This is a genomic window from Nocardiopsis sp. M1B1 (assembly GCF_052466615.1).
The window spans coordinates 5339144-5364592 of sequence record NZ_CP196194.1; the positions used below are offsets into that span (position 1 = coordinate 5339144).

At 72.8% G+C, this 25449-nt stretch carries 19 protein-coding genes; 6 read left to right on the plus strand and 13 right to left on the minus strand.

Features of this window, described 5'->3' with window-relative positions; all coding sequences use genetic code 11:
• Positions 1 to 82 precede the first annotated feature (82 nt).
• Both ACSTA4_RS23125 and ACSTA4_RS23130 read left to right on the plus strand, forming a co-directional pair.
• Positions 83 to 2596, plus strand: coding sequence for a LuxR C-terminal-related transcriptional regulator (locus ACSTA4_RS23125; protein WP_444964252.1), 2514 nt, complete (start codon positions 83 to 85; stop codon positions 2594 to 2596).
• 249 nt (positions 2597 to 2845) lie between these two features.
• Positions 2846 to 3841, plus strand: a complete 996-nt coding sequence (locus ACSTA4_RS23130) for an AMP-binding protein (RefSeq protein ID WP_444961002.1) — start codon at positions 2846 to 2848, stop codon at positions 3839 to 3841.
• A 215-nt stretch (positions 3842 to 4056) separates the two neighbouring features.
• Here the strand turns inward: ACSTA4_RS23130 and ACSTA4_RS23135 are convergent, their stop codons facing one another.
• Complete coding sequence (locus ACSTA4_RS23135; RefSeq protein ID WP_444961003.1) at positions 4057 to 4608, minus strand: ATP-binding protein; 552 nt, start codon at positions 4606 to 4608, stop codon at positions 4057 to 4059.
• A gap of 351 nt (positions 4609 to 4959) precedes the next feature.
• Here ACSTA4_RS23135 and ACSTA4_RS23140 point away from each other — a divergent pair, with 351 nt between their 5' ends.
• Positions 4960 to 5919, plus strand: a complete 960-nt coding sequence (locus ACSTA4_RS23140) for an ATP-binding protein (RefSeq protein ID WP_444961004.1) — start codon at positions 4960 to 4962, stop codon at positions 5917 to 5919.
• Positions 5920 to 5933: 14 nt separating this feature from the next.
• Here ACSTA4_RS23140 and ACSTA4_RS23145 read toward each other — a convergent pair whose 3' ends face one another.
• The 3 genes from ACSTA4_RS23145 to ACSTA4_RS23155 all read right to left on the minus strand — a co-directional run bounded on the left by ACSTA4_RS23145 (position 5934) and on the right by ACSTA4_RS23155 (position 9877).
• On the minus strand, positions 5934 to 7157 hold the full coding sequence (locus tag ACSTA4_RS23145; protein WP_444961005.1) for a Bcr/CflA family efflux MFS transporter: 1224 nt from the start codon (positions 7155 to 7157) through the stop codon (positions 5934 to 5936).
• A gap of 145 nt (positions 7158 to 7302) precedes the next feature.
• Positions 7303 to 8145 (minus strand): GNAT family N-acetyltransferase, encoded by an 843-nt coding sequence (locus tag ACSTA4_RS23150; protein WP_444961006.1) that lies wholly within the window; start codon positions 8143 to 8145, stop codon positions 7303 to 7305.
• A 91-nt stretch (positions 8146 to 8236) separates the two neighbouring features.
• Positions 8237 to 9877 carry an alpha/beta hydrolase gene (locus ACSTA4_RS23155; RefSeq protein WP_444961007.1) on the minus strand — a complete coding sequence of 547 codons (1641 nt, stop codon included), beginning with the start codon at positions 9875 to 9877 and terminating at the stop codon, positions 8237 to 8239.
• Between the two features lie 148 nt (positions 9878 to 10025).
• On the opposite strand from ACSTA4_RS23155, the gene ACSTA4_RS23160 reads away from it, so the two are divergent.
• Positions 10026 to 10490 carry an Lrp/AsnC family transcriptional regulator gene (locus ACSTA4_RS23160; RefSeq protein WP_013154624.1) on the plus strand — a complete coding sequence of 155 codons (465 nt, stop codon included), beginning with the start codon at positions 10026 to 10028 and terminating at the stop codon, positions 10488 to 10490.
• A gap of 50 nt (positions 10491 to 10540) precedes the next feature.
• Here the strand turns inward: ACSTA4_RS23160 and ACSTA4_RS23165 are convergent, their stop codons facing one another.
• From ACSTA4_RS23165 to dxr, 8 genes are all read right to left on the minus strand, one after another.
• A complete protein-coding gene (locus tag ACSTA4_RS23165) occupies positions 10541 to 12250 on the minus strand; it encodes a flavin monoamine oxidase family protein (RefSeq protein WP_444961008.1) in 1710 nt (569 codons plus the stop codon).
• Positions 12251 to 12427: 177 nt separating this feature from the next.
• Positions 12428 to 13234, minus strand: a complete 807-nt coding sequence (locus ACSTA4_RS23170; RefSeq protein ID WP_444961009.1) for a carbon-nitrogen hydrolase family protein — start codon at positions 13232 to 13234, stop codon at positions 12428 to 12430.
• Positions 13235 to 13469: 235 nt separating this feature from the next.
• The gene (locus tag ACSTA4_RS23175) at positions 13470 to 14954 is read right to left on the minus strand and encodes an amino acid permease (protein ID WP_416023105.1); all 1485 of its coding nucleotides are present in this window, start codon (positions 14952 to 14954) and stop codon (positions 13470 to 13472) included.
• A 419-nt stretch (positions 14955 to 15373) separates the two neighbouring features.
• Positions 15374 to 15565, minus strand: a complete 192-nt coding sequence (locus ACSTA4_RS23180; RefSeq protein WP_444961010.1) for a DUF1918 domain-containing protein — start codon at positions 15563 to 15565, stop codon at positions 15374 to 15376.
• A 157-nt stretch (positions 15566 to 15722) separates the two neighbouring features.
• The gene (locus tag ACSTA4_RS23185) at positions 15723 to 16190 is read right to left on the minus strand and encodes a hypothetical protein (protein ID WP_444961011.1); all 468 of its coding nucleotides are present in this window, start codon (positions 16188 to 16190) and stop codon (positions 15723 to 15725) included.
• A gap of 133 nt (positions 16191 to 16323) precedes the next feature.
• Positions 16324 to 17481, minus strand: a complete 1158-nt coding sequence (gene ispG / locus ACSTA4_RS23190; protein WP_274974480.1) for a flavodoxin-dependent (E)-4-hydroxy-3-methylbut-2-enyl-diphosphate synthase — start codon at positions 17479 to 17481, stop codon at positions 16324 to 16326.
• Between the two features lie 355 nt (positions 17482 to 17836).
• Entirely contained in the window at positions 17837 to 19192 is a 1356-nt protein-coding gene (locus ACSTA4_RS23195; protein ID WP_444961012.1) for a M50 family metallopeptidase, read from the minus strand.
• Positions 19193 to 19213: 21 nt separating this feature from the next.
• Positions 19214 to 20434, minus strand: a complete 1221-nt coding sequence (gene dxr / locus ACSTA4_RS23200; protein ID WP_444964253.1) for a 1-deoxy-D-xylulose-5-phosphate reductoisomerase — start codon at positions 20432 to 20434, stop codon at positions 19214 to 19216.
• 492 nt (positions 20435 to 20926) lie between these two features.
• Between dxr and ACSTA4_RS23205 the strand changes: the two genes are divergently transcribed.
• Positions 20927 to 22612 carry a CocE/NonD family hydrolase gene (locus tag ACSTA4_RS23205; RefSeq protein ID WP_444961013.1) on the plus strand — a complete coding sequence of 562 codons (1686 nt, stop codon included), beginning with the start codon at positions 20927 to 20929 and terminating at the stop codon, positions 22610 to 22612.
• A 153-nt stretch (positions 22613 to 22765) separates the two neighbouring features.
• Complete coding sequence (locus ACSTA4_RS23210; RefSeq protein WP_444961014.1) at positions 22766 to 23821, plus strand: trypsin-like serine peptidase; 1056 nt, start codon at positions 22766 to 22768, stop codon at positions 23819 to 23821.
• A gap of 84 nt (positions 23822 to 23905) precedes the next feature.
• Here the strand turns inward: ACSTA4_RS23210 and ACSTA4_RS23215 are convergent, their stop codons facing one another.
• Complete coding sequence (locus tag ACSTA4_RS23215; RefSeq protein WP_444961015.1) at positions 23906 to 25330, minus strand: aldehyde dehydrogenase family protein; 1425 nt, start codon at positions 25328 to 25330, stop codon at positions 23906 to 23908.
• Positions 25331 to 25449: the final 119 nt, after the last annotated feature.

The window sequence follows — 25449 nt, forward strand, 5'->3', positions numbered from 1 at the left end:
GACGTCCGCCCTTGCCGACCTTCCCCCCGACCCTGGTGAGAACCTCCCCCGACAGCCCCTACATGTGAAGGCCATGGCACCTTTGACCGCGCCCGCGCGGCACAACCTCCCCCGTCCGGGCACCGGATTCGTGGGCCGTGAGCGGGACCTGAGCGACCTGCTCCGTCTGCTCGGCTCCAGCCGCTCCGTCACGCTGAGCGGAACCGACGGGCTGGGCAAGACGCGTCTGGCGATACGCGTGGCCGAGCAGTCCACCGCGTGGTTCCCCGACGGCGTGTGGATGGTCGGCATGGCGGACGCGCGCACGACCCTGGAGGTGTACGCGCGGGTGGCCGCCGCAGTGGGCGTGGTGGAGGAGCCGGGGCAGCCGCTGTCGGTCACGGTGACCGAGGCGCTGTGCGAACGCCACCTGCTGCTGGTGCTGGACGCGTGCGAGCACGCCGTCGAGGAGGTGGCCGAGGTCGGCGAGGCCCTGCTGGCCTCGTGCCCGTCCGTGTCGATCCTGCTCACCAGTGAGACCCCCGTCCGCCTGTCGGACGGCACCGTGTGGCGGATGACGCCGATGGCGCTGCCGCTGCCCGCGCGCAAGGGGCCCCAGCCCGACCCCGCCGGCGCGGAGGCGGTGCGGCTGTTCATGGACCGCGCCCACGCACGGGACCCGCGCTTCTCGCTCTCGCGCGAGGAGATGGAGACCGTGACGGAGCTGTGCGACCTGGCGGGCGGCATCCCGCTGGCGATCGAGGCGCTGGGCGCGAGCGCGCCCGGGGTGGGGCCGGCCGTGCTGGTGGACGATCTGCGCGAGCACCTGTCCTCCCCCGAGGTCCAGCCCGGCCCGGGGCAGGCGGTCCCGCGCAGCGAGATGCTGCCGGTGGTGCTGGACTTCGTGTACCGCGGGCTGCCCGAGGCCGAGCGGGTGCTGCTGCGCCGCCTGTCGGTGTTCCGGGGCTGGAACCTGGAGTTGGCCGAGCAGGTGTGCGCCGACGAGGCGCTGCCCGAACCGGCCGTCCTCGACCTCGTGACGTCCCTGCTGAACCGCTCCCTGATCACCGTGACCGGCGAGTTCGAGGGCCGGGTGCGCTACCGGCTGCCCGAGGCCGTGCAGCGGTTCGCGCACTCCCGGCTGGTCGCGGCGGGCGAGGCGGAGCTGTTCCAGGAGAGGCTCCTGGACCGGATGCTGCGCCTGGCCGAGGACCTGGGCCAGAAGCTGGAGTCGAGCCGGGTCATGCCCTGGAGCGAGCGCGACTCCGGGCGCCAGCGCGTGATCGCCGAGTACGACACGCTGCGCTCCCTGCTGCGCTGGGCGCTGGAGCACGGCGCCGCCGAACCGGGCCTGCGGCTGTGCGTGAGCCTGACCGCGCACTGGGTGAGCCACCAGAGCTACTCCGAGGGGGCGCACTGGATGGACCGCCTGCTGGAGCTGGAGGACGCGGCCAAGGCGCCCTCGCGCGCGCGGGCGCTGGTGGGCCGGGCCCAGCTGGCGCGCGTGCGGCGCGACCACGAACTCGCGGTCTCGCTGGGCGAGGAGGGCCTGCGGCTGTGCCGGGAGGCCGGGGACGACGTGTTCGTCCGCGTCGCGCTCAACCTGCTCGCCCTGGTCGAGGTGCGCGAGCGCGTGTCGGACCAGGCCGCGGTGCGGGTGGAGGAGGCGCTGCGGCTGTGCCGAGAGTCGGGTGACCTGTGGGGCGAGGCGATCGCCCTGGGCACCCGGGCGGCCCTGGTCGCCCAGCAGGGCGACCACCCCACGGCCGACCACCACTACAACGCCGCGCTGACGCTGTTGCGCGGGATCGACCACCGGTGGGGCGTGGGGGTCACCCTCATGGGCCAGGCGTGCGCGGCGGAGGCCAGCGGCGACCTGTTGACGGCGGACCGCTGCTACCGGGAGGCGCTGGACACCCAGCGGCTGATCGGGGCGGCGGCCGAGGAGGCGCGCTGCCTGGCCGGGATCGGCCGGGTGGCGCACGCCCAGGGGTCCACGGGGCAGGCCTACGACTACCTGAGCGAGGGGCTGCTGCTGAGCCACTCGACGGGCCAGCGCGCGGACGCGGCGCGCGCCCTGACCGCGATCGCCCGGGTGTCCTTCGGGGCGGGGCTGCGCGAGGGCGCCTGCCGCCTGGCGGGCGCGGCGATGAGCGTGCGCGAGCGGCTGGGGCTGTCCACGCACGAGGCGCCGTGGCCGTTCACCGACGTGGAGAAGGTCCGGCGGCGCCGCCGCCAGCTGGTGGGCTGGTGGGAGCAGGGCCGGACGCTGGCCCTGTCGAACGCGGTCCGCGAGGGAGAGCAGCTGGCGGAGGAGGCACGGCGCCCACCGTCGCGCCGTTCCGCGCCGCCCAGCCGTCCCGCGCGCGGGCGCCGGGAGCGGGGAGGGCCCGTCCCGGCCCCGGAGTCGGTGACCCCCGAGGAGCGGCTCACCCCGCGTGAGCTGGAGGTGGCCGTCCTGGTGAGCCGGGGCAGGAGCAACCCGGAGATCGCCCGGGAACTGTTCATCACCCCGTCCACGGCGGCGCGGCACGTGGCCAACATCAACCGCAAGATGGGCTTCCACTCGCGTACGCAGATCACGTCGTGGGTACGCCACCACCGGACCTCGGACTAAGCTGCCCGATCTGCCCTGTTAAGCCCGGCTCGCCACCGGGAGAACCGCCTTCCGCAATGAATCTACATATGCATGTGCATAGCAATATGCATGTGCATCTGGTTGTGAACGCGCTAGGCTTCAAGCCATGGGACACCACGTTCGTGGCACTGCGGTGGCACGGTCGCCGGGGTCCCGGAAACGGCCGTCGAACACCGGTGTGACACTGGTTTCCGGCGGACGTCAGCCCCGGGGAGGTCTCCGGGGCCGGTGGGAGGCCGCGTCGGCACGGGTTGCGTCCTGGGGAGGGACGCCGCATCCGCCGACCGGTGTGCCGCCGCCGGGTTCGCCACGTGGAGGGGGCGTGACGAGCCCGGACGGCGGTACCGCCGCCTGATGGGCGAACTGGGGGTACGTATGGGGGTAGGGCTGTCTTCAGGAACCGGACGACCGGGGCGCCACCTGCCGCGCCGGGACGACCCGATCGGATCCTTGACCGGGGGCCTGTGCGAACGGCTCCGGTTGCGGCCCGCGCGGGGTGGATCGATCCGCGGGGTCGGGCACCGCGTGGACGCCCTGTCGTTCGCCGCCAAGGTGGAGCAGGCCGCGGCGGGGCTCAGCCGCCGGGGCATGTGCTTCGGTGACGTGGTGGGGGTGCTCGCGCCGGTCTCGCCGGACCGGTTCCTGGCCACCTACACCGTGATGGCCGTGGGCGGGCGCGCGCTGCCCCTGTCGACCGCCTCCGACCTGGACACCCAGTGCGCGGTGCTCACCGAGACCGACACCCGCCTGCTGCTGGTCAGCGCGGACATGGCGCAGACGGCGCTGGAGCTGGCGGAGCGCTCGCGGGTGCGGCAGGTGATCGCGTTCGGGCAGGCGCTGGGGACCACGCCCTTCGAGGAGCTGTTGCAGCCCAGTCCCGACGGCAACGGGTACAGCCCGGCGCGCGGTCTGTTCGACAACGGCATCCTGGGCTACGAGGACACCAGCGGGGGGCTCCTGACCACGCTGCACCCGCACAACGACCTCATGGGGCGCTTCTCGGAGCTGCGGGACCTGCTGGAGCTGACCGCCGACGACGTGGTGGCGGTGGACGAGCGCGGCGACGAGGCCACGCGGGTGACCCTGGTGGCGCTGGCGCTGTGGACCGGGGCCTGCGTGCTGACGGGGGCGGACTGCCCGCCGCCGGAGGGGCGCCAGGTGACGGTGCGCTGCGCGCCCGAGCCGGAGCGGATCGGCTACCCGCCGTCCGGCGGAGCGTACTGACCCGGGGCGCGTTCGGGGGGACGCGGGTCCGCTGGTGCGGCGGGGGCCGACGGTAAGGCCGTGAATCCGGGCGTCGGCTGAGGCTGACGGTGCGGGCAGGGTCCGCGGGGTGCCTTGCGGCGGACAGGGAGACCGCGCCGCGGGCGTCCGCCGGGGGCCGTGCTGCGCGGTGACTGCGGACAGGGACGGTCCGCGACCCCTTCCTGTTCACGGCCTCAGTCGTCGACCGCCAGCTCCGCCTCCGGACGCCCGCCCTCGGCGGCCTCCTCCGCGTGGTCGTCGATCTCGAACCAGGCCACGTGCGTGGCGTCGCTCCAGTACTCGCCGCTGCGGGTGGCGCAACTGTCCACGATGAGCTTGCCGCGGCCGAAGTCGTCGCCGTCCTCCCGCGTGTGCTCGCTCTCGCCGTCGCGCGCACCCTGGTCGGCGATCGCGACGCGCAGGCGCCCGTCGTCGGAGCGGATGAACAGCGTCATGACGCCGCCGCTCTGCCCGGAGCGCGAGTGGAGCAGGGCGTTGGTGGCCAGCTCGCTGACGGCCAGCTCGGCGTCGTCCAGGGAGCCCTCGGAGTGGCCCATGCGGGTGAGGAACTCGCGCACGCGGGAGCGGATGGAGCGCACCGCGGTCAGGTTCCCGGCGCAGCTCCACACCGTGTGGTCGGTGACCCCTCCGGTGAGTTCGCCCGTCTCGATGGTCGGTGCGGTCGGAGCCGTGCCCTCCGGCGCCTCCGCGGGCACGTATTCCCGGAGTTGCCTCGCCTCAGCCATCCGGTCACTCCAATCACCCGCGACGGACGCGCGGGTTGCGCCGCCTGCACTCACCTTAGACAAGGGTGTGCTGGCTCCAGAACAGCACACCCGCGTTCTCCCTGTCGGGGATTGGCCACAAAACCCTGTCACGTGTCATCCCCGATATGGACAAAGGAAACAGTCCCGACTCCAGTGACACTCATGTGAGGTGTAACACGTTGGCAATACGCGGCGCGACGGGGCCGTTCGGCTGACAGCGCGAATAACAGGAACGATAATCGTTTCCATATCCGGGCCCCGGTCGCCCGCCCCGTCGCGGGCGGGCAGCCGCCGCGCGCCCGCCGCACACCCACGTTCCGAAGGGCTCACATGAAGATCGCGTTCGCCGGCAAGGGCGGCAGCGGCAAGACCACCCTGTCCGCGCTGTTCACCCGCCACCTGGCCGCCCAGCACGTGCCCGTGGTGGCCGTCGACGCCGACATCAACCAGAACCTGGGCGCCGCGCTGGGGGCGTCCGAGGAGGACCTGGCCGCCCTTCCGCCCCTGGGCGCGCACCTGGACGAGATCAAGGAGCTGCTGCGCGGGGACAACCCGCGCATCCCCTCGGCACGGGAGATGATCAAGACCACGCCGCCGGGCCGCGGGTCTCGCCTGCTGACGGTGACCGGGGACAACCCGCTGCACGCCCGCTTCGGAGCGCGGGTCCGGGGCGCCACGCTCATGGTCACCGGCCCGTTCGCCGAGTCGGACCTGGGCGTGTCCTGCTACCACTCCAAGGTGGGCGCGGCCGAGATGTACCTCAACCACCTGGTGGACGGGCCCGGGGAGTACGTGGTCGTGGACATGACCGCGGGCGCCGACTCCTTCGCCTCGGGGATGTTCACCCGCTTCGACGTGACCTTCCTGGTCGCCGAGCCCACCGTGCGCGGCGTGGGTGTGTACCGGCAGTACGCCGAGTACGCCCGCGACCACGAGGTCGCCATCCGCGTGATCGGCAACAAGGTGCGGGACGAGTCGGACGTGGAGTTCCTGCGCGAGCACGTGGGCGACGCGCTGGCGGGGTGGATGACGCACTCGGGGTTCGTGCGCTCGATGGAGAAGGGCCGCCACCCCGAGCTGGCGGAGCTGGAGGAGGACAACGTCAAGACCCTGGCCCTGATGCGGGACATGGCCGACGCCGCGCCCAAGGACTGGGAGCGCTTCACCCGCCAGTCGGCCGAGTTCCACCTGCGCAACGCGCGGGCCTGGGGCAACGAGGCCAAGGGCGCGGACCTGGCCGCACAGGTGGACCCCGGCTTCCTCATGGGTCCGGCGGCGCTCACCGGCTGAACGCGCGGGGCGGGTCACGGGGCCGGATCGGCCACGCGCCCGCGCACGCGCGGCGAGGTCAGGGCCAGCAGGACGCCCAGGCCCAGGAGGGAGGTGGTGAACAGGACGGCGCCCATCGGCACGGCGGTGCTCTCGTCCAGACCCACCAGCGGCGCCACCGCCGCGCCGAGCAGCGGGGGCAGCGCGCCCAGCACGGCGCTGGCGCTGCCCGCCCGCCGCTCCTGGCCGCGCATGGCCAGGGCGAAGGAGCTGGTGAGGATCATCCCCATGCACGTCATGTAGACGAAGATCGGCGCCACGAGGGCCACCAGCGGGCCGTCCACCAGCGTCGCCGCGAGCAGCACCCCGGTCGCCGCCACCGCGGCGGAGACCGCGCACACCAGGAGGACGCGTTCACCGAAGCGGGCGCTGAAGCGGCCCACCGCCCAGCTCCCGGCGATGATGGCCGCGCCGTTGATCCCGAACAGCACGCCGAAGACCTGCGGCGACACCCCGTACAGGTCCTGGTAGACGAACGGCGTCCCGGCGACGTAGGCGAAGCTGCCGCCGTGCACGAAGCCGACCACCAGCGCGTAGCCGAGGAAGGCGCGGTCCCGCAGCAGCTCCCCCACCGTCCGCAGGGTGCCGCCCACCGTGCCGGGGATGCGCCGCTCCACCGGCAGGGTCTCCTCCAACCGCAGCGCCACGATCACGACGATCACCGCGCCCAGCAGCGCCAGGGCCAGGAAGACGGCCTCCCAGCCCGCGAAGGACGGCCACAGGATGGCGCCGCCCGCGATCGGCGCCATCAGGGGCGCGACCGCGTTGATCACCATCAGCAGGGCGAAGAACCGGGTCAGCTCGGTGCCGTCGAACACGTCGCGCACGACCGCGCGCGAGAGCACGACCCCGGCCGAGGCGGTGAACCCCTGGAGGAAGCGGGCCAGCACCAGCACGGCGATGTTCGGGGCCAGGGCGCACAGCAGCGAAGCCAGGACGAACAGGACCAGGCAGATGAGGAGCGGGCCGCGGCGCCCCCGGGCGTCGCTGATCGGGCCGACCACCACCTGGCCCGCGGCGAGGCCGACCAGGCAGGTGGTCAGGCTCAGCTGCACGTGGGAGGCGCTGGCCCCCAGGTCCGCGGCGATGTCGGGAAAGGCCGGCAGGTACATGTCGATGTTGAGGGGGCCCAGGACGGCGAGCAGGCCGAGGAGGAGGGCCAGGCCCAGGCGTGCGCGGCCGGTCGGGTTGTGCTGCATGGCGCTCTCTCGTGGGTGGCAGAGGGCGCGGGGCGCCACGGACCTGGGACCAGGCTAACCGGCCGCGGCTCCCCCGGCCCCGGCGCGGGGGCGGATCTGACACGGGTCCGTCAGAACGCCGTCGGCCGCGCCGGTCGCGGTGCGCTCAGAACAGCACCGACATGACCTCGCCGACCTGGCGGAAGCCCACCCTCTCGTAGGCGGCGCGGGCCGGGGTGTTGAAGTCGTTGACGTAGAGGGTGACGCGGGGCGCGATCTCGGCGAGCGCGTACTCGACCACGGCGGCCATCCCCGCCGTGGAGTGCCCCTGTCCGCGCAGGTCCGGGTGCACCCACACGCCCTGGACCTGGCAGGCGTGCCGGGTGACCGCGCCGATCTCGGCCTTGAAGACCACGCGCCCGTCCTCGATGCGGGCGAAGGCCCGGCCGGTGCGCACCAGTTCGGCCACCCGGGCACGGTAGAGCGCGCCGCCGTCGCCGGAGTCCGGCGGGACGCCGACCTCCTCGGTGAACATGGCCACACAGGCGGGCACGATGGTGTTGAGCTCGGACAGCTGGACCCGGCGCACCAGGGGGTCGGCGGGCACCGAGGGCGGGCCGCTGATCTCCAGGACGGGCTGGCTGGCCCGGATGACGCGGGCGGGCCCCCACGCCGGGGTGACCTGCTGCCAGAAGTCGCTGACCGCGTCGACGGGCCCGACGATCGAGGAACAGCGGCGGCCCCTCCAGCGGGCGTGGTCGGCGAAGCTGCGGATCGCGGCCGGTCCGGCGTTGACGGGGACGAGGTTGGCCCCCGAGTAGCACAGGGCGGTCAGACGCCCCCTCTCCGTGTGCCCCCACACCTCGGCGCCGCCGGGGCCGCCGGAGAGGCCGGTGGCCATCAGGCGGGAGGTGACGAAGACGTTGCCCACGGGGTCGGTGTCCAGGAGCGCGCGAACGGCCTCCCGGTCGCGTTCGCCGAGGATCCGTACCGGCGAGGTCCGCAGCATCGCATCTCCCCCATCTTCCCAGTGCCCTCGTTCGGGCGCCGGGGGACGACCAACCAAGCCTTTTCGCGCTGGTTCCAGCCTATTCGACCGGTTACTCCCGCGTCTCGGACTCCACGATCGCGCCGACGTGGTGCCCGGGTACCGGAGCGGGGCGCTCCACCATCGTCCCAGGTGCGTTCTGGGCGGTACGCGGCTGGGGTTCGGGGCGTCCCTCACAGGTGACGTCGGGCCCCTCGCCCCCGGCGCGCGCGGGCAGCTCCCCGTCCCGGAGGTAGGCGGTGACGATCTCGTCCACGCAGCCGTTGCCGGTGAGCGAGACGCCGTGGGTGTGGCCGACCTCCTCGGTCACCAGGACGGAGGCGGGCAGGCGCTCGCGCAGGGAGAAGGCGCCCTCGACCGGGGTCGCGCCGTCCTCGGTGGCGTGGACCAGGAGCACGTCGCCCTCGTAGGCGGGGTGCTCCCCGGGGCCGTCACCGACCTGGAACCAGTCGCCGGATCCGGCGCTCCAGGACGCGCACGGAGCGTTGTACCAGGTGTTGTTCCAGCTCATGAAGGGCGCCTCGGCGTGGGACTCCTCGGCGTCGGCACTCCACGTGGACCAGTCCCTGGGCCAGTGGGAGTCGGTGCACTGGACGGCGAGGTAGCCGCCGTAGCCGCGGTCGGATCCGGCGTTCTCGCCGTAGGCCTCGTACAGGGCGAGCAGGGGCGCGCCGTCGGACTCGGTGATCCGGGCCGAGAGCGCGTCGGCGACCGAGGTCCAGTAGGCGCTGCTGTAGGCGACCACCATGGCCGTGCCCTCCAGCTCGGTGGGGCCGACGGTGCCCTCGGCGGGCTCGTCCGCCAGTTCCGAGCGCAGCGTGTAGTAGGCCTCGGCGACCTCTTCCCCGGTCGTGCCGAGTCCGTAGACGTCGTCGTGGCGGGCGGTCCAGGCGAAGAAGGCGTTCGCCGCGCGGTCCAGCGCGCGGTTCTGGGCGAGGTTGCTCTCGTACCAGGGCTTGTCGGGGTCGACCACGCTGTCCAGGACTAGGGAGCGGACGCGGTCGGGGTAGAGCGCGGAGTAGACGGTACCCAGGTAGCTGCCGTAGGAGTAGCCGAGGTAGTCGATCCGCTCCCGCCCCAGGGCGGCGCGGATGGCGTCCATGTCGTGGGCGGTGTCCACGGTGCGGGTGTGCCCGAGCAGGGGGCCAGTGTTGTCCGCGCAGGCCTCGGCGTAGGCCCGGGCGTCGGCGCGCAGCGCCTCCTCCGCGGCGGCGTCGGCGGGTACGGCGGCGGGCCGCACGGGGGTGAAGTGGTCGGGGTCGCAGGTGATGGACGGGGTGGAGGCGCCCACCCCGCGCGGGTCGAAGGAGACGACGTCGTAGGTCTCGCGCAGTTCGGCTGGCATGCGCCAGTGGGTGTAGGAGGCCCACTGGCGTCCGGCGCTGCCGGGTCCCCCGGGGTTGACCAGCAGGGTCTGGCGGGCCTCGCCGCCGGCGGGGACCCGCGAGAGCGCGAGTTCGACGGTGTCGTCCCGGCCGCTGAGCCGCTCGCCGTCGGCGGTGCGGGCGAGGGGGACGGTGAGGGTGGCGCACTCCAGGTTCTCGTCCGCGACGGGCTGGATGTCCTCGCAGGGTGCCCAGTCGAGGCCGCCCTGGTCGATGCGGGTGGTCTGGCCGGCCTGCGCTGGGACCGCCGCGACCAGGGAGACCAGGACCGCCACGGCCGAGACTCCGGCCCGGGTTCGTGCTCGCACTCGTCCACTCCCTCACAGAGATAATTACTCTATGAATTGTTATCACTCCGGAGAGTGACCATCGGATGCGACACGAGCCTCAGGGGAACACACCCCGGTAACATGTGCCCTGCCTCAATCAGACGTGGACAGACGGGGACGAAGCGCAATGCGGCTGGATCGTGTCGATGAGCGGATCATCGCGATACTCGGCGCGGACGCGCGGATGAGCTTCGCCGAGATCGGCCAGCGGGTCGGGCTGAGCCCCTCCGCGGTCAAGCGCCGCGTGGACCGGCTGGTGGAGTCCGGCGCGGTGCGCGGGTTCACCGTGGTGGTGGAGCCCCAGGCCGTGGGGTGGACCACCGAGGCCTTCATCGAGCTGTACTGCCGGGCCCGCACGTCGCCGGGCGAGATCCGGACGGGGCTCGCGGGCTACGCCGAGATCACCTCCGCGTGCACGGTCACGGGTGAGGCGGACGCCATCGTGCAGGTCCGCGCCCGCGACACCCACCACCTGGAGGAGGTCATCGAGCGCCTGGGCGCCGAGCCGTTCGTGGTGCGGACCAAGAGCACGCTCGTGCTCTCGCGCCTGGTGGACCAGCCCATCCTCGCCGGGACGGCCGACCTGCCCTGAGGCGCCTCCCCGCGGCGGGACCGCGGGAAGGCGCCCGGAGGGGCACTACCTCAGTCCTCGGGGAGGGCGACCGGCGCGAGCTCGTCGAACAGGTCGCCGGGGCCCGGGTTGGACGGGTCGGTCCCGCCGCCGAAGTGGTGGACCACGCCCCACACCGCGTTGAGCGCGGTCTGCACGGCGCCCTCGGCCCAGCCCGCCGTCCAGGACACGTCGTCCCCGGCCAGGAACAGGCCGCGGTGGCGCTCCTCCAGGCCGTCCTGGCGGAAGTGCGTGAACAGGCGGCGCTGGTAGCGGTAGTGGCCGGGCAGGTTGGCCTTGAACGCGCCCATGAAGTAGGGCTCGTCCTCCCACGACACCGTCACCGGGTCCCCGGTGATGTGGGAGCGGATGTCCACGCCCGGGTAGATCTTGGACAGCGACGAGAGCATGACCTCCAGGCGCTCGTTGGCCGACAGCGGCAGCCACTTGAGCGAGTCGTCGCACCAGGTGTAGGACATGCAGATGGCCGCCGGGCCGTCCGGGTCGGACCCCTCCAGCAGGTAGGTGCCCCGGGTCATGCGGTCGGTGAGCGTCATGCTCATGACGTCGCGGCCGGTCTCGGGGTCCTTGTCCCGCCAGAACGCGCGGTCCACCGGCACGAACAGCTTCGAGGACTCCATGTAGTGGGTGCGCTCGATCGCCGTCCAGTGGTCGATGGGCAGCAGGTCCTCGTCGCAGTCGATCTTGGACAGCATCATCCAGCTCTGCGCGGTGAACACGGCCGCCGCGTAGGTGCGGGTGGAACCCGAGGCGTCGGTGACCGTGATGTTGCCCGCCGGGGAGCCCTTGGCCGCGGTGCGGCGCAGGGCGGTGACGGCCGGACGCGGGCCGCCCTCGTGCAGCGAGGCCAGGGTGGTGCCCTGCGCCCAGTGCACGAGCTTGTCCGGGGCGTCCTCCCACAGACGCAGCGGCAGCTGCTCCACACCGCCCACGATGCCCATGTGGTCGTCGTCGGCGCCGGTGTAGGTGACGCGCAGGATCTCCAGGATGGAGTTGGGGAAGTCGGTGTCCCAACCGCCGGTCCCGAAGCCCACCTGGCCGAAGATCTCGCGGTGGCGGAAGGAGGCGAAGGCCGGGGAGTCGCACAGGAAGCCGTAGAAGGTCTGGTTGTCGAGCCGGGCGACCAGCTCGTTCCAGATCTCCTTCTGGGTGGCCACGTCGCGCTCGCGGATGGCCTTCTGCATGCGGGTGTGCTGGACGCTGTCCAGGGTCGCGTCCCAGGCGCGGGCCACCTCGCGGTAGACCTCGGGCAGGTCGTCGAGGGAGGTGGCGTAGTGGGACCGCCCCTTGAGGTCGACCACGGTGCTGGGGGTGGCCGGGGAGAGCGGGTTGGGGAACGGCGTCGTCTCCAGGCCCGCGCGGTCCACGTAGTGCCAGAAGGCGGTGGAGGAGGGCGGGAAGCGCATGGCGCCCATCTCGGCGACCACGTCGTCGGGGCAGCCCGCGAGCTTCTCGGTGCGCAGCCGCCCGCCGATGCGGTCGGCCTCGTACACGACCGGCTTGAGCCCCATCTTCATCAGCTCGTAGGCGGTGACGATCCCCGACAGCCCGCCGCCGATGACGGCGACCTCGGTGCCGTGGCGCTCCGCCGGGACCTGCCCGAGTCCGGCGGGGTGGTCCAGGTAGGCGTCGTAGGCGAACGGGAAGTCCGGCCCGCACATGTTCAGCGGCGTGTCCTGCGCGGGTGCGGCACCGGCGGCCGTGGGCACGGCAGACGTCATTCTCCAACCCCTCCTTCGTGGGTGCGGTCCGGCGGGGAAGCCGGTGGTCGTCCGTGCGCGGCGGCACGGGTCGTGATGGCGGATCGACGGTTCAGGGGCGCACGGGCGCGGGCGGGCCCGCCCCGGCACGGGAGTGTGGGGGCCGGGCGGCGCGGCGCCCCCCTCCTCAGGCGGGGGTCAGGCGGTGAGCGTCCGGTACAGGGCCGGACGGCGGTCGTCCAGGTAGGACTGCTCGCTGCGGGCGCGGGCGAGGGCGTCCGGGTCGACGTCGCCGACCAGGAACTCCTCGCCGGGACCGGCCCGCAGCGTCTCGGAGCCGTCGGGCGCGAGCAGGGTACTCAGCCCCGCGTAGCGCAGGTCGCCCTCGGCGTCGCAGCGGTTCACGTACGCCAGGTGGATCTGGTTCTCCAGGGCGCGCACCGGCACGATCCGCTCGGCCACCTCGGTGAAGGGCAGCATGAGCGCGGTGGGGACCAGGAGGAGTTCGGTCCCGGCGAGGGCGTGGGCGCGCACGGTCTCGGGGAACTCGACGTCGTAGCAGACCAGCAGGCCGACGCGGATTCCGTCGAGGTCGGCCTGGACCACCGGCTCCGCGCCCGGGGAGAACGCCCCGCGGTCCAGGTCGCCGAACAGGTGGGTCTTGCGGTAGGTCCGGCGGTCGCCGTCGGAGTCCACGAGCTGGACGGCGTTGTACACGGCGCCGTCGGCGCGCTCGGGGAAGCCGTGCACGATGGCGACGCCGGTGTCGGCGGAGATCGCGGCGACAGCGTCGCTGAGGGGGCCGTCGCGGGGTTCGGCGAGCCGGGCCAGGACGTCCGGGTCCAGGTTGTAGCCGGTCAGGGACATCTCGGGTCCCACGAGCAGGCGGGCTCCGGCGTCGGCGGCGGCTCTGGCGCGGTCGGCGAGCCGGTCGAGGGCGGCGGCGGGGTCCGCGCCGGGTCCGGTGCCCTGGTCAAGGGCCACGCGCAGGGGTCCGCGTGTCACTGCCTCTCACCTCGCTTTTCTCCGTCGTCTCGGGGCCGCGTCCACTCTAGGTGGACGAACGCGCCGAAACAGTGCGCCCATCCGGAGGATTCCCGCGTCTTTTCCGCGCGATGCCGCTGTTCCTTGCGCCTGGGGGCGGATTGGTGCGGCATGTGGTGCGTCGCACCCTCCCGGGAACACGCGAGGGGCCGGGGGATCCCCCGGCCCCCGCACGCGCGGTTCCCGACCGGTCCGACTAGGAGCGGACCTCGCTGGTCTCGGGGTCGGTCTCCAGGGCGGAGCGGCGCATGCTGTAGGCGAAGTAGACCGCCACGCCGACGGCGAGCCAGACCAGGAAGGCCACCCACACGCTCATCGACATGCTGAACATGAGGTAGGCGCAGGCCAGCACGCCCAGGACCGGCGTGACCGGCGCCCCCGGCACGCGGAAGGCGCGCGGCAGGTCGGGCCTGCTGCGGCGCAGCACCAGGACGGCCACGTTGACCAGGGCGAAGGCGAAGAGGGTGCCGATGGCGGTGGCGTCGGCGAGCGGCCCGAGCGGGACCAGGGCGGCGAGCAGCGCGATGAGCACGGAGGTGATGAGGGTGTTCGTGCGCGGGGTGCCCTTGGCGTCGAGGGTGGAGAAGGCCTTGGGGATGAGCCCGTCGCGCGACATCGCGTAGAGGATGCGGGTCTGGCTGTAGAGCACCACCAGGACCACGCTGGCCAGGGCCAGGACCGCGCCGGCGGCGAAGATGACCGCCCACACGGGGGTGCCGGTGACCGCGGTCAGGATGCCCGCCAGGGAGGTCTCGCCGTCGACGAAGCCGGTCCAGTCGAGCGCGCCGACCGCCGCGAAGGCGACCAGGCAGTACAGCGCGGTGACCAGGATCATCGCGAACATGATCGCCCGGGGCAGGTCGCGCTGCGGGTTCTTGGCCTCCTCGCTCGCGGTGGAGACCGAGTCGAAGCCGATGTAGGAGAAGAACAGGGTGGCGCCCGCGGCGCTGACACCGGCCATGCCCATCGGCATGAACGGGGCGAAGTTGCCGTCCTGGACGGCGGTGATCGCGATGGCCACGAACATCACCAGGATGGCGACCTTGACGGCGACCATGACGGCGTTGACGCGGCTGCTCTCGCGGACCCCGGCGAGCAGGGCGAACATGGACAGCAGGACCACGACGGCGGCGGGCAGGTTGATCACGCCGCCCTCCAGGGGACCGGCGAGGACCGCGCCCGGCAGGGACAGGCCGGTGGTGAGCTGGAGGAGTTCGTTGATGTACTCGCCCCAGCCGACGCCGACCGCGGCGACCGACACACCGTAGGTGAGCATGAGGCACCAGCCGCACACCCAGGCCATGAACTCGCCGATGGTGGCGTAGCTGTAGGAGTAGGCGGAGCCGGAGGCGGGGATCATCCCGGCCATCTCGGCGTAGGCGAGCGCGGAGAACAGCGCGGTGATCCCGGCGAGCACGAACGAGAGGATGACGGCCGGTCCGGCGACGGGGACGGCCTCGCCCAGCACGACGAAGATGCCGGTGCCCAGGGTGGCGCCGATGCCGATCATGGACAGCTGCCAGAAGCCCATGTGCCGCTGGAGGCCGCTGCCCTCGGAGTCCTGGGTCTCGGCGACGAGCCTCTCGATCGGCTTGCGCCTGGTGAGGCGCTGCCTCAGCGCGGGCGCACCGCCCGGGCCTGCGGCCCCGCGGGTGTCCGCCGGGCTCTTCTGGTCCACCACGTGTTTACTCCTCGTTCATGCGCGTGGGCACACCGCTCCCCAGGGGGAGGTACGGCGGGGGTGGGGGTCCGGCCGCCGCGTGTCCGGGCGGCCCGAAGCCCTCAGCAACGGTAGCCGCGTTATCTACGTAACATGACCCACATTCGTTGCGTCTGTCCGTTCGAAGCGGCGGGATCGTGCGTGGCCGCGCAAGGAAACGCAGGTTCCTGTGATCGACGCCATATAAAATCACCCTGGGTGACCACGGCCACGTCGGACAGCGAACAGGCTGGTCAGGGGCGCGCGGCGGAGTCCCGGGCACGACGAAGGGCCGGAACCGGCCCGTGCGCGGACGCGTTCCGACCCTCCGACAGCCTCCTGGTTCGGCGCGCGGGACCTAGCGTGGCCGCGGCGGGCGCACGGGCGCGCGACCGGTCGGGCTACTCCGCCGCCGCGGGCACGACCACGGCGTCCGGCCCCGGGTAGACCAGGGTCTCGCGGCCGTCGGGGAAGCGCACCACGTAGGGCGGTTCCCCGTCGGGGCCGCGGACCTCGGTGATCTCCCCCGCCTGGTCCCCCACGCCCGCGACTCTTCCCTTGATGTGGATCCGGTCCCCCACACTCGCATGCACCGGCAGGCCCTCCCGTTCCTCGCGTGCTCATCCTCGCGTCACCGCCGACCGGCGGAACGGGGTGTTCCTTTCCCGCCCCCACCTGCGCAAACAACGGCCCTTTACCGCCGGAAGAGGGACAGGGAGGGCATCGGGTGACGTTCCCGACGGCCTCCGGTCAGGAAGCTCCGCTGTCCGGGGTCCCTGGCTCTTGGGACCGGGCCGCCTCCGACAGGGCGGCCTCCAGGGCTCTCCAGTCCTCGGGATGGGCGGAGGACCGCCGCACCGGGGTGAGGGCGCGGGTACCGTCCCCGGCCACGTGCACGAGGCGGTCCTGCTCGACCGCGAAGCGCTCGCCCGGTCCCGTCACGACACCGCGTGCGAGCGGGCCGATCCGTCCGGGGCCGGACAGGACCGACCGCCCGCCCGCCAAGCCCTGTTCGAGTCGGAAGTAGGTTCGCCGCGTGTTCACGACCGCGAGGACCAGGAGAACGGTGCCGACGAGGAGGTTGAAGAAACCCACGACCCGTGGCCACGACCCGCTGACCACGTTGACCGCCCCGAGCACCGTGATACTCCAACCGAGCAGCCCGTAGGAGGCGCTGGTGAGGGGGGCGAAGCGTACTTCGACCACGGAGGAGGGCACGAGGGCTCCCGGGAGGGGTGGGGGCGGACCGGTCGTCCCCGTGATCATGCCCGTGTCCGGGCACCGGCACAACAGCGAACGGCCGCGCCGACCCTCGAAAGGGTCGGCGCGGCCGTCGGAGGCGGCGGAGGGCTCAGCCTGCCACGGAGACCGTGGGCGCGCCCGACTCGGCGCCGGACTCGCCCATCTCCTCGGCGATGCGCATGGCCTCCTCGATGAGGGTCTCCACGATCTTGGACTCGGGCACGGTCTTGATGACCTCGCCCTTGACGAAGATCTGGCCCTTGCCGTTGCCGGAGGCCACGCCCAGGTCGGCGTCGCGGGCCTCGCCGGGGCCGTTGACGACGCAGCCCATGACGGCCACGCGCAGCGGAACCTCCATGCCCTCCAGACCCGCGGTGACCTCCTCGGCGAGCGTGTACACGTCCACCTGGGCCCGGCCGCAGCTGGGGCAGGAGACGATCTCCAGGCCGCGCTCGCGCAGTCCGAGCGACTCCAGGATCTGGTTGCCGACCTTGACCTCCTCCGCGGGGGGCGCGGACAGGGACACGCGGATGGTGTCGCCGATGCCCTCCGAGAGCAGCGCGCCGAAGGCCACCGCGGACTTGATGGTGCCCTGGAAGGCGGGACCGGCCTCGGTCACGCCCAGGTGCAGCGGGTAGTCGCAGGCCGCGGAGAGCTGACGGTAGGCGTTGACCATGACCACGGGGTCGTTGTGCTTGACCGAGATCTTGATGTCGCGGAAGCCGTGCTCCTCGAACAGCGAGCACTCCCACAGCGCCGACTCGACCAGGGCCTCCGGCGTGGCCTTGCCGTACTTCTGGAGCAGCCGTTTGTCCAGCGAACCGGCGTTGACGCCGATGCGGATCGGCGTCCCGGCCTCACCGGCCGCCTTGGCGATCTCGGCGACCTTGTCGTCGAACTTCTTGATGTTGCCCGGGTTGACGCGCACGGCGGCGCATCCGGCGTCGATCGCCTGGAACACGTACTTCGGCTGGAAGTGGATGTCGGCGATCACCGGGATCTGCGACTTCTTGGCGATGATCGCCAGGGCGTCGGCGTCGTCGTTGGTGGGCACGGCCACGCGGACGATCTGGCAGCCCGCGGCGGTCAGCTCCGCGATCTGCTGGAGGGTCGCGTTGATGTCGGAGGTACGGGTGGTCGTCATCGACTGCACGGACACCGGGGCGTCCCCACCGACGGGGACGTTCCCGACCATGATCTGCCGCGTCTTGCGCCGGGTCGCGAGCGGGCGCGGCGGTGCGGCGGGAATACCGAGATCGACGGTCACGCTTGATTCACCTCGTCTGCCGCCGAGGAGGGGGCGGCACTTGATTCGTCCGTTTCGGGAATTGGGTGTCCGGCGCAGCGCGCGGGTCCGCGTCCGGGGATCACCGTGTCCGGCGGCCTTGGCTACGCCGTCGTTCCCGGATCGCGCCCCCAGGTTACCCGTACCCGGGGGCGTGCCCGGCACGGAACGCGGACCGGGGATACCAGGGTGAACGCCCGGCGCCGCGGGGGTGTCCGCCGCCCGTCGGGCGGTCACCGCGGCGGTGGACGGGAAGGGCCCCGGCACACGGCCCGGCTCGCCGGACCGACCGCAGGGGCCCTCGTCCCGGCGGCCGGAGGGCCGCCGGGACGAGGGGTCAGCCGAAGAGCCTGACCGGGTTGAACAGGTCGGCCACGAGCAGAACCACGCTGAACACCAGGAAGCAGGCCACGACCACGTAGGCCACCGGTGTCAGCATCGCCACGTCCACCGGGGCGGGCTCGGGTCTGCGGAAGAGCCTGGCCCAGCCGCGCTTGATCCACTCCCAGATGGCGCCGGCCATGTGACCGCCGTCCAGCGGCAGGATGGGCACCAGGTTGAAGGCGAACAGGAAGAGGTTCACCCCGGCCAGGATCTGGATCATGATCGCGGCGGTGTCGGCCACGGGCAGGCCCTGGGCCATGATCTCGCCGCCGATGCGGGAGATGCCGACGATGCCCACCGGGGAGTCCTGGGTGCGCTGCTCGCCCAGGAACGCGGCGGCGAACACGTCGGGCACCTTGCTGGGCAGGGCGATGAGGGCCTCGCCGACGCCGACCATCATGCTGCCCATCTCGGCGGCGGACTCGGCGAGGGTGAGCGGGGCGCGCTCGGTGGCGAAGACGATGCCGAGGAAGCCCACGACCTCGGTCTCGTAGACGCGGTAGCCCTGCTCGTCGTAGACCGGCTCGCCGTCGGCGTCGGTCTCGTAGACGAACTCGCCCTCGGCGTCGCGGGCCGGGAGTTCGTTCTCGACGATGTCGACGTTCAGCGGCAGCCGCTCGCCGTCGCGCTCGACCACGATCTCCGTGTCGCCCATGGCCTCGCGGATCTGCCGGTTGGCGGTGCTCCAGTCCGGGGTGGCCTCGCCGCCGACGGAGACGATGACGTCGCCGGGCAGCATCCCGGCCTCGGCCGCGGGCGTGGGCGGGGCGTCCTCGCAGTCGGTGGCCGAACTGCCCGCGGGGACCACGCACTCGCTGACCGTGGCGATCTGGGTGGTGCTCTGCGGCACCCCGATGCCCATGAACAGCACGGCGAGCAGGATCGCGGCCAGGATGACGTTCATGCCCGGACCGGCGAACATCACGATGAGGCGCTTCCAGGGCGCCCGCTGGTAGAACTGCCGGTCCTGGTCCTCGGGGGACAGCTCGACGTAGGACGCCTCACGGGCGTCCTCGGCCATGGCCCGCCAGCGCGAGAGCTTGCGGGAGCTGTCGTCGGCCCTCTGGCGCGAGGGCGGGAGCATGCCGACCATGCGCACGAACCCGCCCAGCGGGACCGCCTTGACGCCGTACTCGGTCTCGCCCCTGCGGACGGACCACAGGGTCTTGCCGAAGCCCACCATGAACTCGGTGCACTTGATCCCGAACATCTTGGCCGTGGCCATGTGACCCAGCTCGTGCCAGGCGATCGAGAACAGCAGGCCGAAGACGAACAGGACGATCCCGACCACGGTCAACAGGGCGACCATGCATCTCTCCTCAGGGCGGTGTCAGGCCTGGCGCGCGAGCAGCTCGCGCGCACGCGTGCGGGCCCAGGTGTCAGCGGCGTACACGTCGTCCAGGCTCAGGTGTCCTCTGTGTGAGGACGCTCCCCCGGCACGTTCTGTTCGCTGGTGCTCCGAGACTACCCGGGAGACGGTGTCCATGATGGCCGGGAACGCGAGGTTTCCCCTGAGAAAGGCGTCGACCGCCTCCTCGTTGGCCGCGTTGTAGACCGCGGGCGCGGTCCCGCCCGCGGCACCGACCTCGCACGCCAGGCGGACGGCGGGGAAGGCCTCGTGGTCCAGCGGCTCGAAGGTCCAGGTGTGGGCGCGGGTCCAGTCCATGCCGGGCGCGGCGTCGGGCACGCGGTCGGGCGCGCCGAGCCCGTAGGCGATGGGGATCGTCATGCTGGGCGGGCTGGCCTTGGCGATCGTGGAGCCGTCCACGTACTCGACCATGGAGTGGACGACCGACTGCGGGTGGACGACCACGTCGATCCGGTCGAAGGGCACGTCGAACAGCAGGTTGGCCTCGATGACCTCCAGCCCCTTGTTGACGAGGGTGGCGGAGTTGACGGTGATGACCGGGCCCATGCTCCACGTGGGGTGGTCGAGGGCGTCGGCGGGGGTGACCGAGGTCAGTTCGTCGCGTCCCCGGCCGCGGAAGGGGCCCCCGCTGGCGGTGACGACCAGGCGGCGCACCTCGTCGCGGCGGGCGTGGACGTGGCCCTGCGCGAGGCTGGCGAGTTCGGCCTCGGGCAGGTGGGGGAAGCACTGGGCGATGGCGAAGTGCTCGGAGTCGACCGGGATGATCTGGCCGGGCCGGGCGAGTTCGCGCACGAGCGGCCCGCCGATGATGAGGGACTCCTTGTTGGCCAGCGCGAGGGTGCGCCCGGCGCGCAGCGCGGCGAGGGTGGACTCCAGGCCCAGGGCGCCGGTGATGCCGTTGAGGACGACGTCGCACTCGCTCCCGGCCAGCTCCGCGACCCCCTCGGGCCCGGCCAGGACGGTGGCGCGACTGCCGTGCCCGGCGAGGGCGCGCGCGAGTTCGCCCGCGCGGTCGGGGTCGGCGACGGCGACCAGCGGGACGTCGAGCTCGGCCGCCTGCTTGGCGAGCAGGTCCACGCGCCCGCCGCCCGCGGCCAGGCCCACCACGCGGAAGCGTCGGGGGTTGCGCTGGACGATGTCGATGGCCTGGGTCCCGATCGAGCCGGTGGAACCGAGGATCACTGCTGTTCGCTGTTCTTCTCGCACGCTCCCCATTGTTCCGCAATCCGCCGGGCGGAGTGCGGGGCCTGTGGACAGGCCGGGACCGGGACGGAACGCGGGACCGGGCCCATGGCAGAACGCGGGACCAGGGCGGAACGCGGGACCAGGGCGGAACGCGGGCCCAGGACGGAACGCGGGCCCAGGACGGAACGCGGGCCCGTGGCGCCGACCGGAGGAGGCGGCGGGATCATGCGTCACCGGGTCTTTACAACCGGTGCCCGGTGACCTAACTTAACCCGTGAGTAAGTTACCCCCCAGTTGGAACGGTCCGTCGGACAGCGCGTCGAGGCGACGCGAGCACGGCCCGGTGGGACCGCCGGGCAGGACGGTCCCCGAGAGGCGCTCCCCCGGACGCCTCCGCCGGAACCCCCGGGTTCCGGCCTCCCCGATGGCGAGACGGCGCGACGACCCATCGGTCACCCCACCCCGCCAGCCCCCTGAGGTTCCCCCGCCATGCGCCCTGTCACCACCCCCTCCCTCCCCGCGCCCCGCGAGGCCGGGCCGCCGCGTACCGGCTCCGGGCTCCGCGCCGCCGCGCGCCTCCTCCCCCGCCTGCTGTCCGCCGCCCTGGCGGCCGTGCTCGCCTCCGCCGTCCTCACGCCCGCCCCGGCCTCGGCCTCGGTCGGCGCCAGCATCGGCTACGAGACCATCGTCAGCCACGACGGCACCGAACTGAGGGCGAAGGTCATCACCCCCACCGGGGTCGAGGGCCCGCACCCGCTGCTGGTCATGCCCTCCGCCTGGGGCACGCCCCACCTCCTCTACGTGGGCGCCGCCGCCAGGCTGGCCCACGAGTCCGGCTACCAGGTCGTGGCCTACACCTCGCGCGGCTTCTGGGACTCGGGCGGCGGGATCGGGGTGGCCGGTCCCGAGGACCGCGCCGACGCCAGCGCCGTCATCGACTGGGCGCTGGAGAACACCGACGCCGACCCCGACCGCATCGGCATGGCCGGGATCTCCTACGGGGGCGGCATCAGTCTGCTGACCGCCGCCGAGGACGAGCGGATCCGCGCCGTGGCCTCGCTGAGCGGCTGGGCCGACCTGGCCGTCTCCCTGTATCCCAACGAGACCGTCGACACGCAGTCGGCCGAGCTGCTCCTGCTCGCGGGCAACCTCACGGGCACCCCCGGCGAGGAGCTGGCGGGGATCGAGGCCGCCTACCGGCGCGGCGACATCCAGCCCGCCCTGGACGTGGCCCCGGACCGGTCGGCGGCCACCAAGGTGGACGCCATCAACGCCAACGGCACGGCCGTGATGATGGCGCACGCCTGGAACGACGGCATCTTCCCCGTCGGCCACATCACCGACTTCTACGAGGAGCTGGAGGTGCCCAAGCGGCTCATGATCACCCCCGGCGACCACGCCACCCAGGAGCTGTTCGGCGCGGCCGGGCTGCCCAACGAGGTGTGGGAGGCCCTGGGCGACTGGTTCGACCACCACCTGCGCGGCCGGGCCAACGAGGTGGACGCCGAGGGCCCCGTGCACGTCAGGCCCAACAACGGGCGCGGCGGCTGGACCACGCACCCCGACTGGCCGTCGGTCACCGCGAGCACCGACCGGTACTACCTGGCCGAGCCGGGCACCGACTGGTTCCGCTGGCAGAGCGGCGGCGCCATGGAGGCCGAGCCCTCCACCGGCTGGAGCTACCGCTTCCGCACGGGGGTCCCCACCCCGGCCGAGAGCGGCACCGTGATGGTCTCCGGCGCGCTCCAGCAGTTCTTCGACATCCCGACCGGGGTGCTGCTGCCGACGGTGGACCGCCACCGGGCCGCCGTGTGGACCAGCCCCGCCTACCCCGAGGGGGCGCGGGTGGCGGGGACACCGGAGGTCTCCCTCACCTTCACGCCCACCGCCCCGGAGCAGTCGGTGTACGTGTACCTGTACGCGATCGACGGGCGGGGGACGGGTTCCCTGCTCTCGCACGCGCCCCACACCCTGCGCGGGGCGACTCCCGGTGAACCGGTCACGGTGGACGCGGAGTTGGCGCCGGTGGTCTGGGACGTGCCCGCGGGGCACCGCCTGGCCGTGGTGGTGGACAGCATGGACGCGCGCTACCAGGACGAGAGCGACATCGGGGACCGGGTGGGCGTGACCTCCCCGGAGGAGGCCCCCGCCCGGGTCGCGGTTCCGCTCGCCTGACGGGCGCCGGGAACTCCCCCGGCGACGGCCCGAGCACCCTCCGGCCGCCTCCGGCACGCCCCCGTGCCGGAGGCCGCCCCTTCTTCCCCCGCCGCGCACGACACAAACACAAAGTAGCTACTCGACTACCGAAAGTGTGCGAGGATGCTCGTCATGACCTCGTCCACCGCACACAGGATTCTCGCCCCCCTCGCCGCCGCGGCGGTCGCCGCCGGGGGCCTCTTCCTCGCCGAGCAGCTCCCGGCGCCCGCGTCCGCCGTCACCCAGGCCATCCACTCCCCCGCGGTTCCCGCGCAGGAGGACCGCGAGACCCTGTCGCACGTGACGGGGCTCTCCCACCAGAGCGCCGCCGTGACCGGCGACCAGCACCAGGCCGTGCTGGACTACTGGACCGAGGAGCGCATGGCCGCCGCCAAGCCCATCACCGGCATGCTGGAGGACGTCCTCACGTCCGCCGAGGGCGGGACGGCGCCGGACGGGGGAGTGGAGCATCAGGCCGCGCCGCGCTCCGACAGCGAGGGCGAGCGCTGGACTTCGGGCGGGCTGGTCACCAGGACCACAGGCAAGGTCTACCTGACCATGGACGGGCGCGACTTCACGTGCTCGGCGTCGGTGGTGGACGCGGCGAACCGGAGCACCGTGGTCACCGCCGGGCACTGCGCCAAGGACGGCCGGGGCTCGTGGGCGCGCAACTGGACCTTCGTGCCCGGCCACGCGGACGGGGAGAGCCCCTACGGCCGGTTCACCGCCAGCGACCTGCTGGTGGCGCCCGAGTGGTCGCGCCAGGCGGACGACAGCTACGACTTCGCCATGGTGGTGCTCAACCCCGACGGGGGCACCACCGTCCAGGAGCGGGTGGGCTCCCAGCGGATCGCGTTCGACGCCTGGACCGAGGACAAGGTGCGCGAGGGGGTGCAGGTGTACACGTTCGGATACCCGTCGGCGTCCCCGTACGAGGGCAGGCACCTGCACTACTGCTCGGGCCGCACCGAGCCCGACACCGGCGGCACCACGGCCAACGGGGTGCGCTGCTCCATGACGCAGGGCTCCAGCGGCGGCCCCTGGTTCGCCGGTTTCGACACCGGCACCGGCCGGGGCACGATCACCTCGGTGGTCAGCTTCAAGTACGCCGACGACCGCAGCGTCCAGTACGGCCCCCGGCTCGGCGGGGAGGCGCGCGAGCTGTACGAGCAGGCGGCCCAGCTGTAGAACCCGCGGGACGAGCGGTGTCCCCCGGCCCCCGTGGCTCGGGGGACACCGCTCGTTCCGGTTCCGGGGCGGTCCCCGGCGGCGCTACAGGTCGATTCCGGTCAGGACCAGGACCCGCTCGTAGGACAGGTCGGTCATGGCGGCGCGCACGCCCTCCTTGCCCACACCCGATCCCTTGACGCCGCCGTAGGGCATCTGGTCGGCGCGGAACGTGGGCACGTCGCCGATGACCACGCCGCCGACCTCCAGCTCGCGGTGGGCGCGGAAGGCGGTGGGCAGGTCGCGGGTGAACACGCCCGCCTGGAGCCCGAAGTCGCTGTCGTTGACTGCGGCGAAGGCGGCGTCGGTGTCGGCCGCGCGCTGGAGGACCAGCACCGGGCCGAAGACCTCCTGGCGCACCACCCGGGAGTCGTCCGGGGCCTCGGCGAGGACGGTCGGCGCCACGGTCACGCCGTCGCGCGTGCCGCCGGTGAGGAGCTCGGCCCCGGCGGTGACGGCCTCGTCGATCCAGGAGGCCACGCGCTCGGCCGCGGCCTCGTCCACCAGCGGGCCCACGTCGGTGGCCGGGTCGGCGGGGTCGCCCACGCCGAGGGCCTCCACCCGCTCCACCAGGCGCGGGACGAACTCGTCGTACACGGAGTCCTCGACGATGACGCGCTGCACGCCGATGCACACCTGTCCGGCCTGGTTGTTGCCGAACAGGGCCACCCGCTGGGCCGCCCAGTCCAGGTCGGCGTCGGCGAGCACCACGGCGGCGGCGTTGCCGCCCAGTTCCAGGGTGACGTGCTTGTTCGGGGCCAGGCGGGGCAGCTGCCAGCCGAAGGCGCCGCCGGTGAAGGAGATGACGGGCAGGCGCTCGTCGGTGATGAGGGAGGCGGCACGGTCGTTGGGCATCGGCAGCACCGACACCATGCCGCCGGGCAGGTCCGTCTCGGCGATGATCTCGCCCAGGATCAGGGCGGTCATCGGGGTGGCCGGTGCGGGCTTGAGGATGATGGGCGCGCCGACGGCGATGGCCGGGGCGACCTTGTGGGCGACGAGGTTGAGGGGGAAGTTGAACGGCGAGATGCCCAGGACCGGCCCCTTGGGGACGCGGCGCACCAGGGCCATGCGGCCGGTGCCGCCCGGGTCGGTGTCCAGGCGCTGGAGCTCACCGCTGTCGCGGCGGGCCTCCTCGGCCGCCCAGCGGAACACGGACACGGCGCGTCCGGCCTCGGCGCGGGCCCACTTGATCGGCTTGCCGCTCTCGGCGGTGATGGTGCGGGCGATCTCCTCGGCGCGCTCGCCGATGCGCCGGGAGACGTGGTCGAGGGCGTCGGCCCGCACGTGGGCGGGCAGGGCGGCGGCCTCGGCGGCGACCGCGTGCGCGGCGGCCACCGCCTCCTCGATCTGCTCGGCGGTGGGCACGGAGACGGTGCCCGCGTCCTCGCCGGTGTAGGGGTTGACGAGGGTGATCTCGGTGTCGCCGGTCGCGGCGGTGCCGGCCAGCCAGAACGGACGCGTAGACATGCCCGTGACGCTAGTGCCCCCTTCTCCCGGTATGCCTTGTCCACCGTTGCCAACACGCACGCGGGAGTTGGCCACAGTGGCGCAAGAACGACGCGCACAAGGCTCCGCGCTCCGAACAG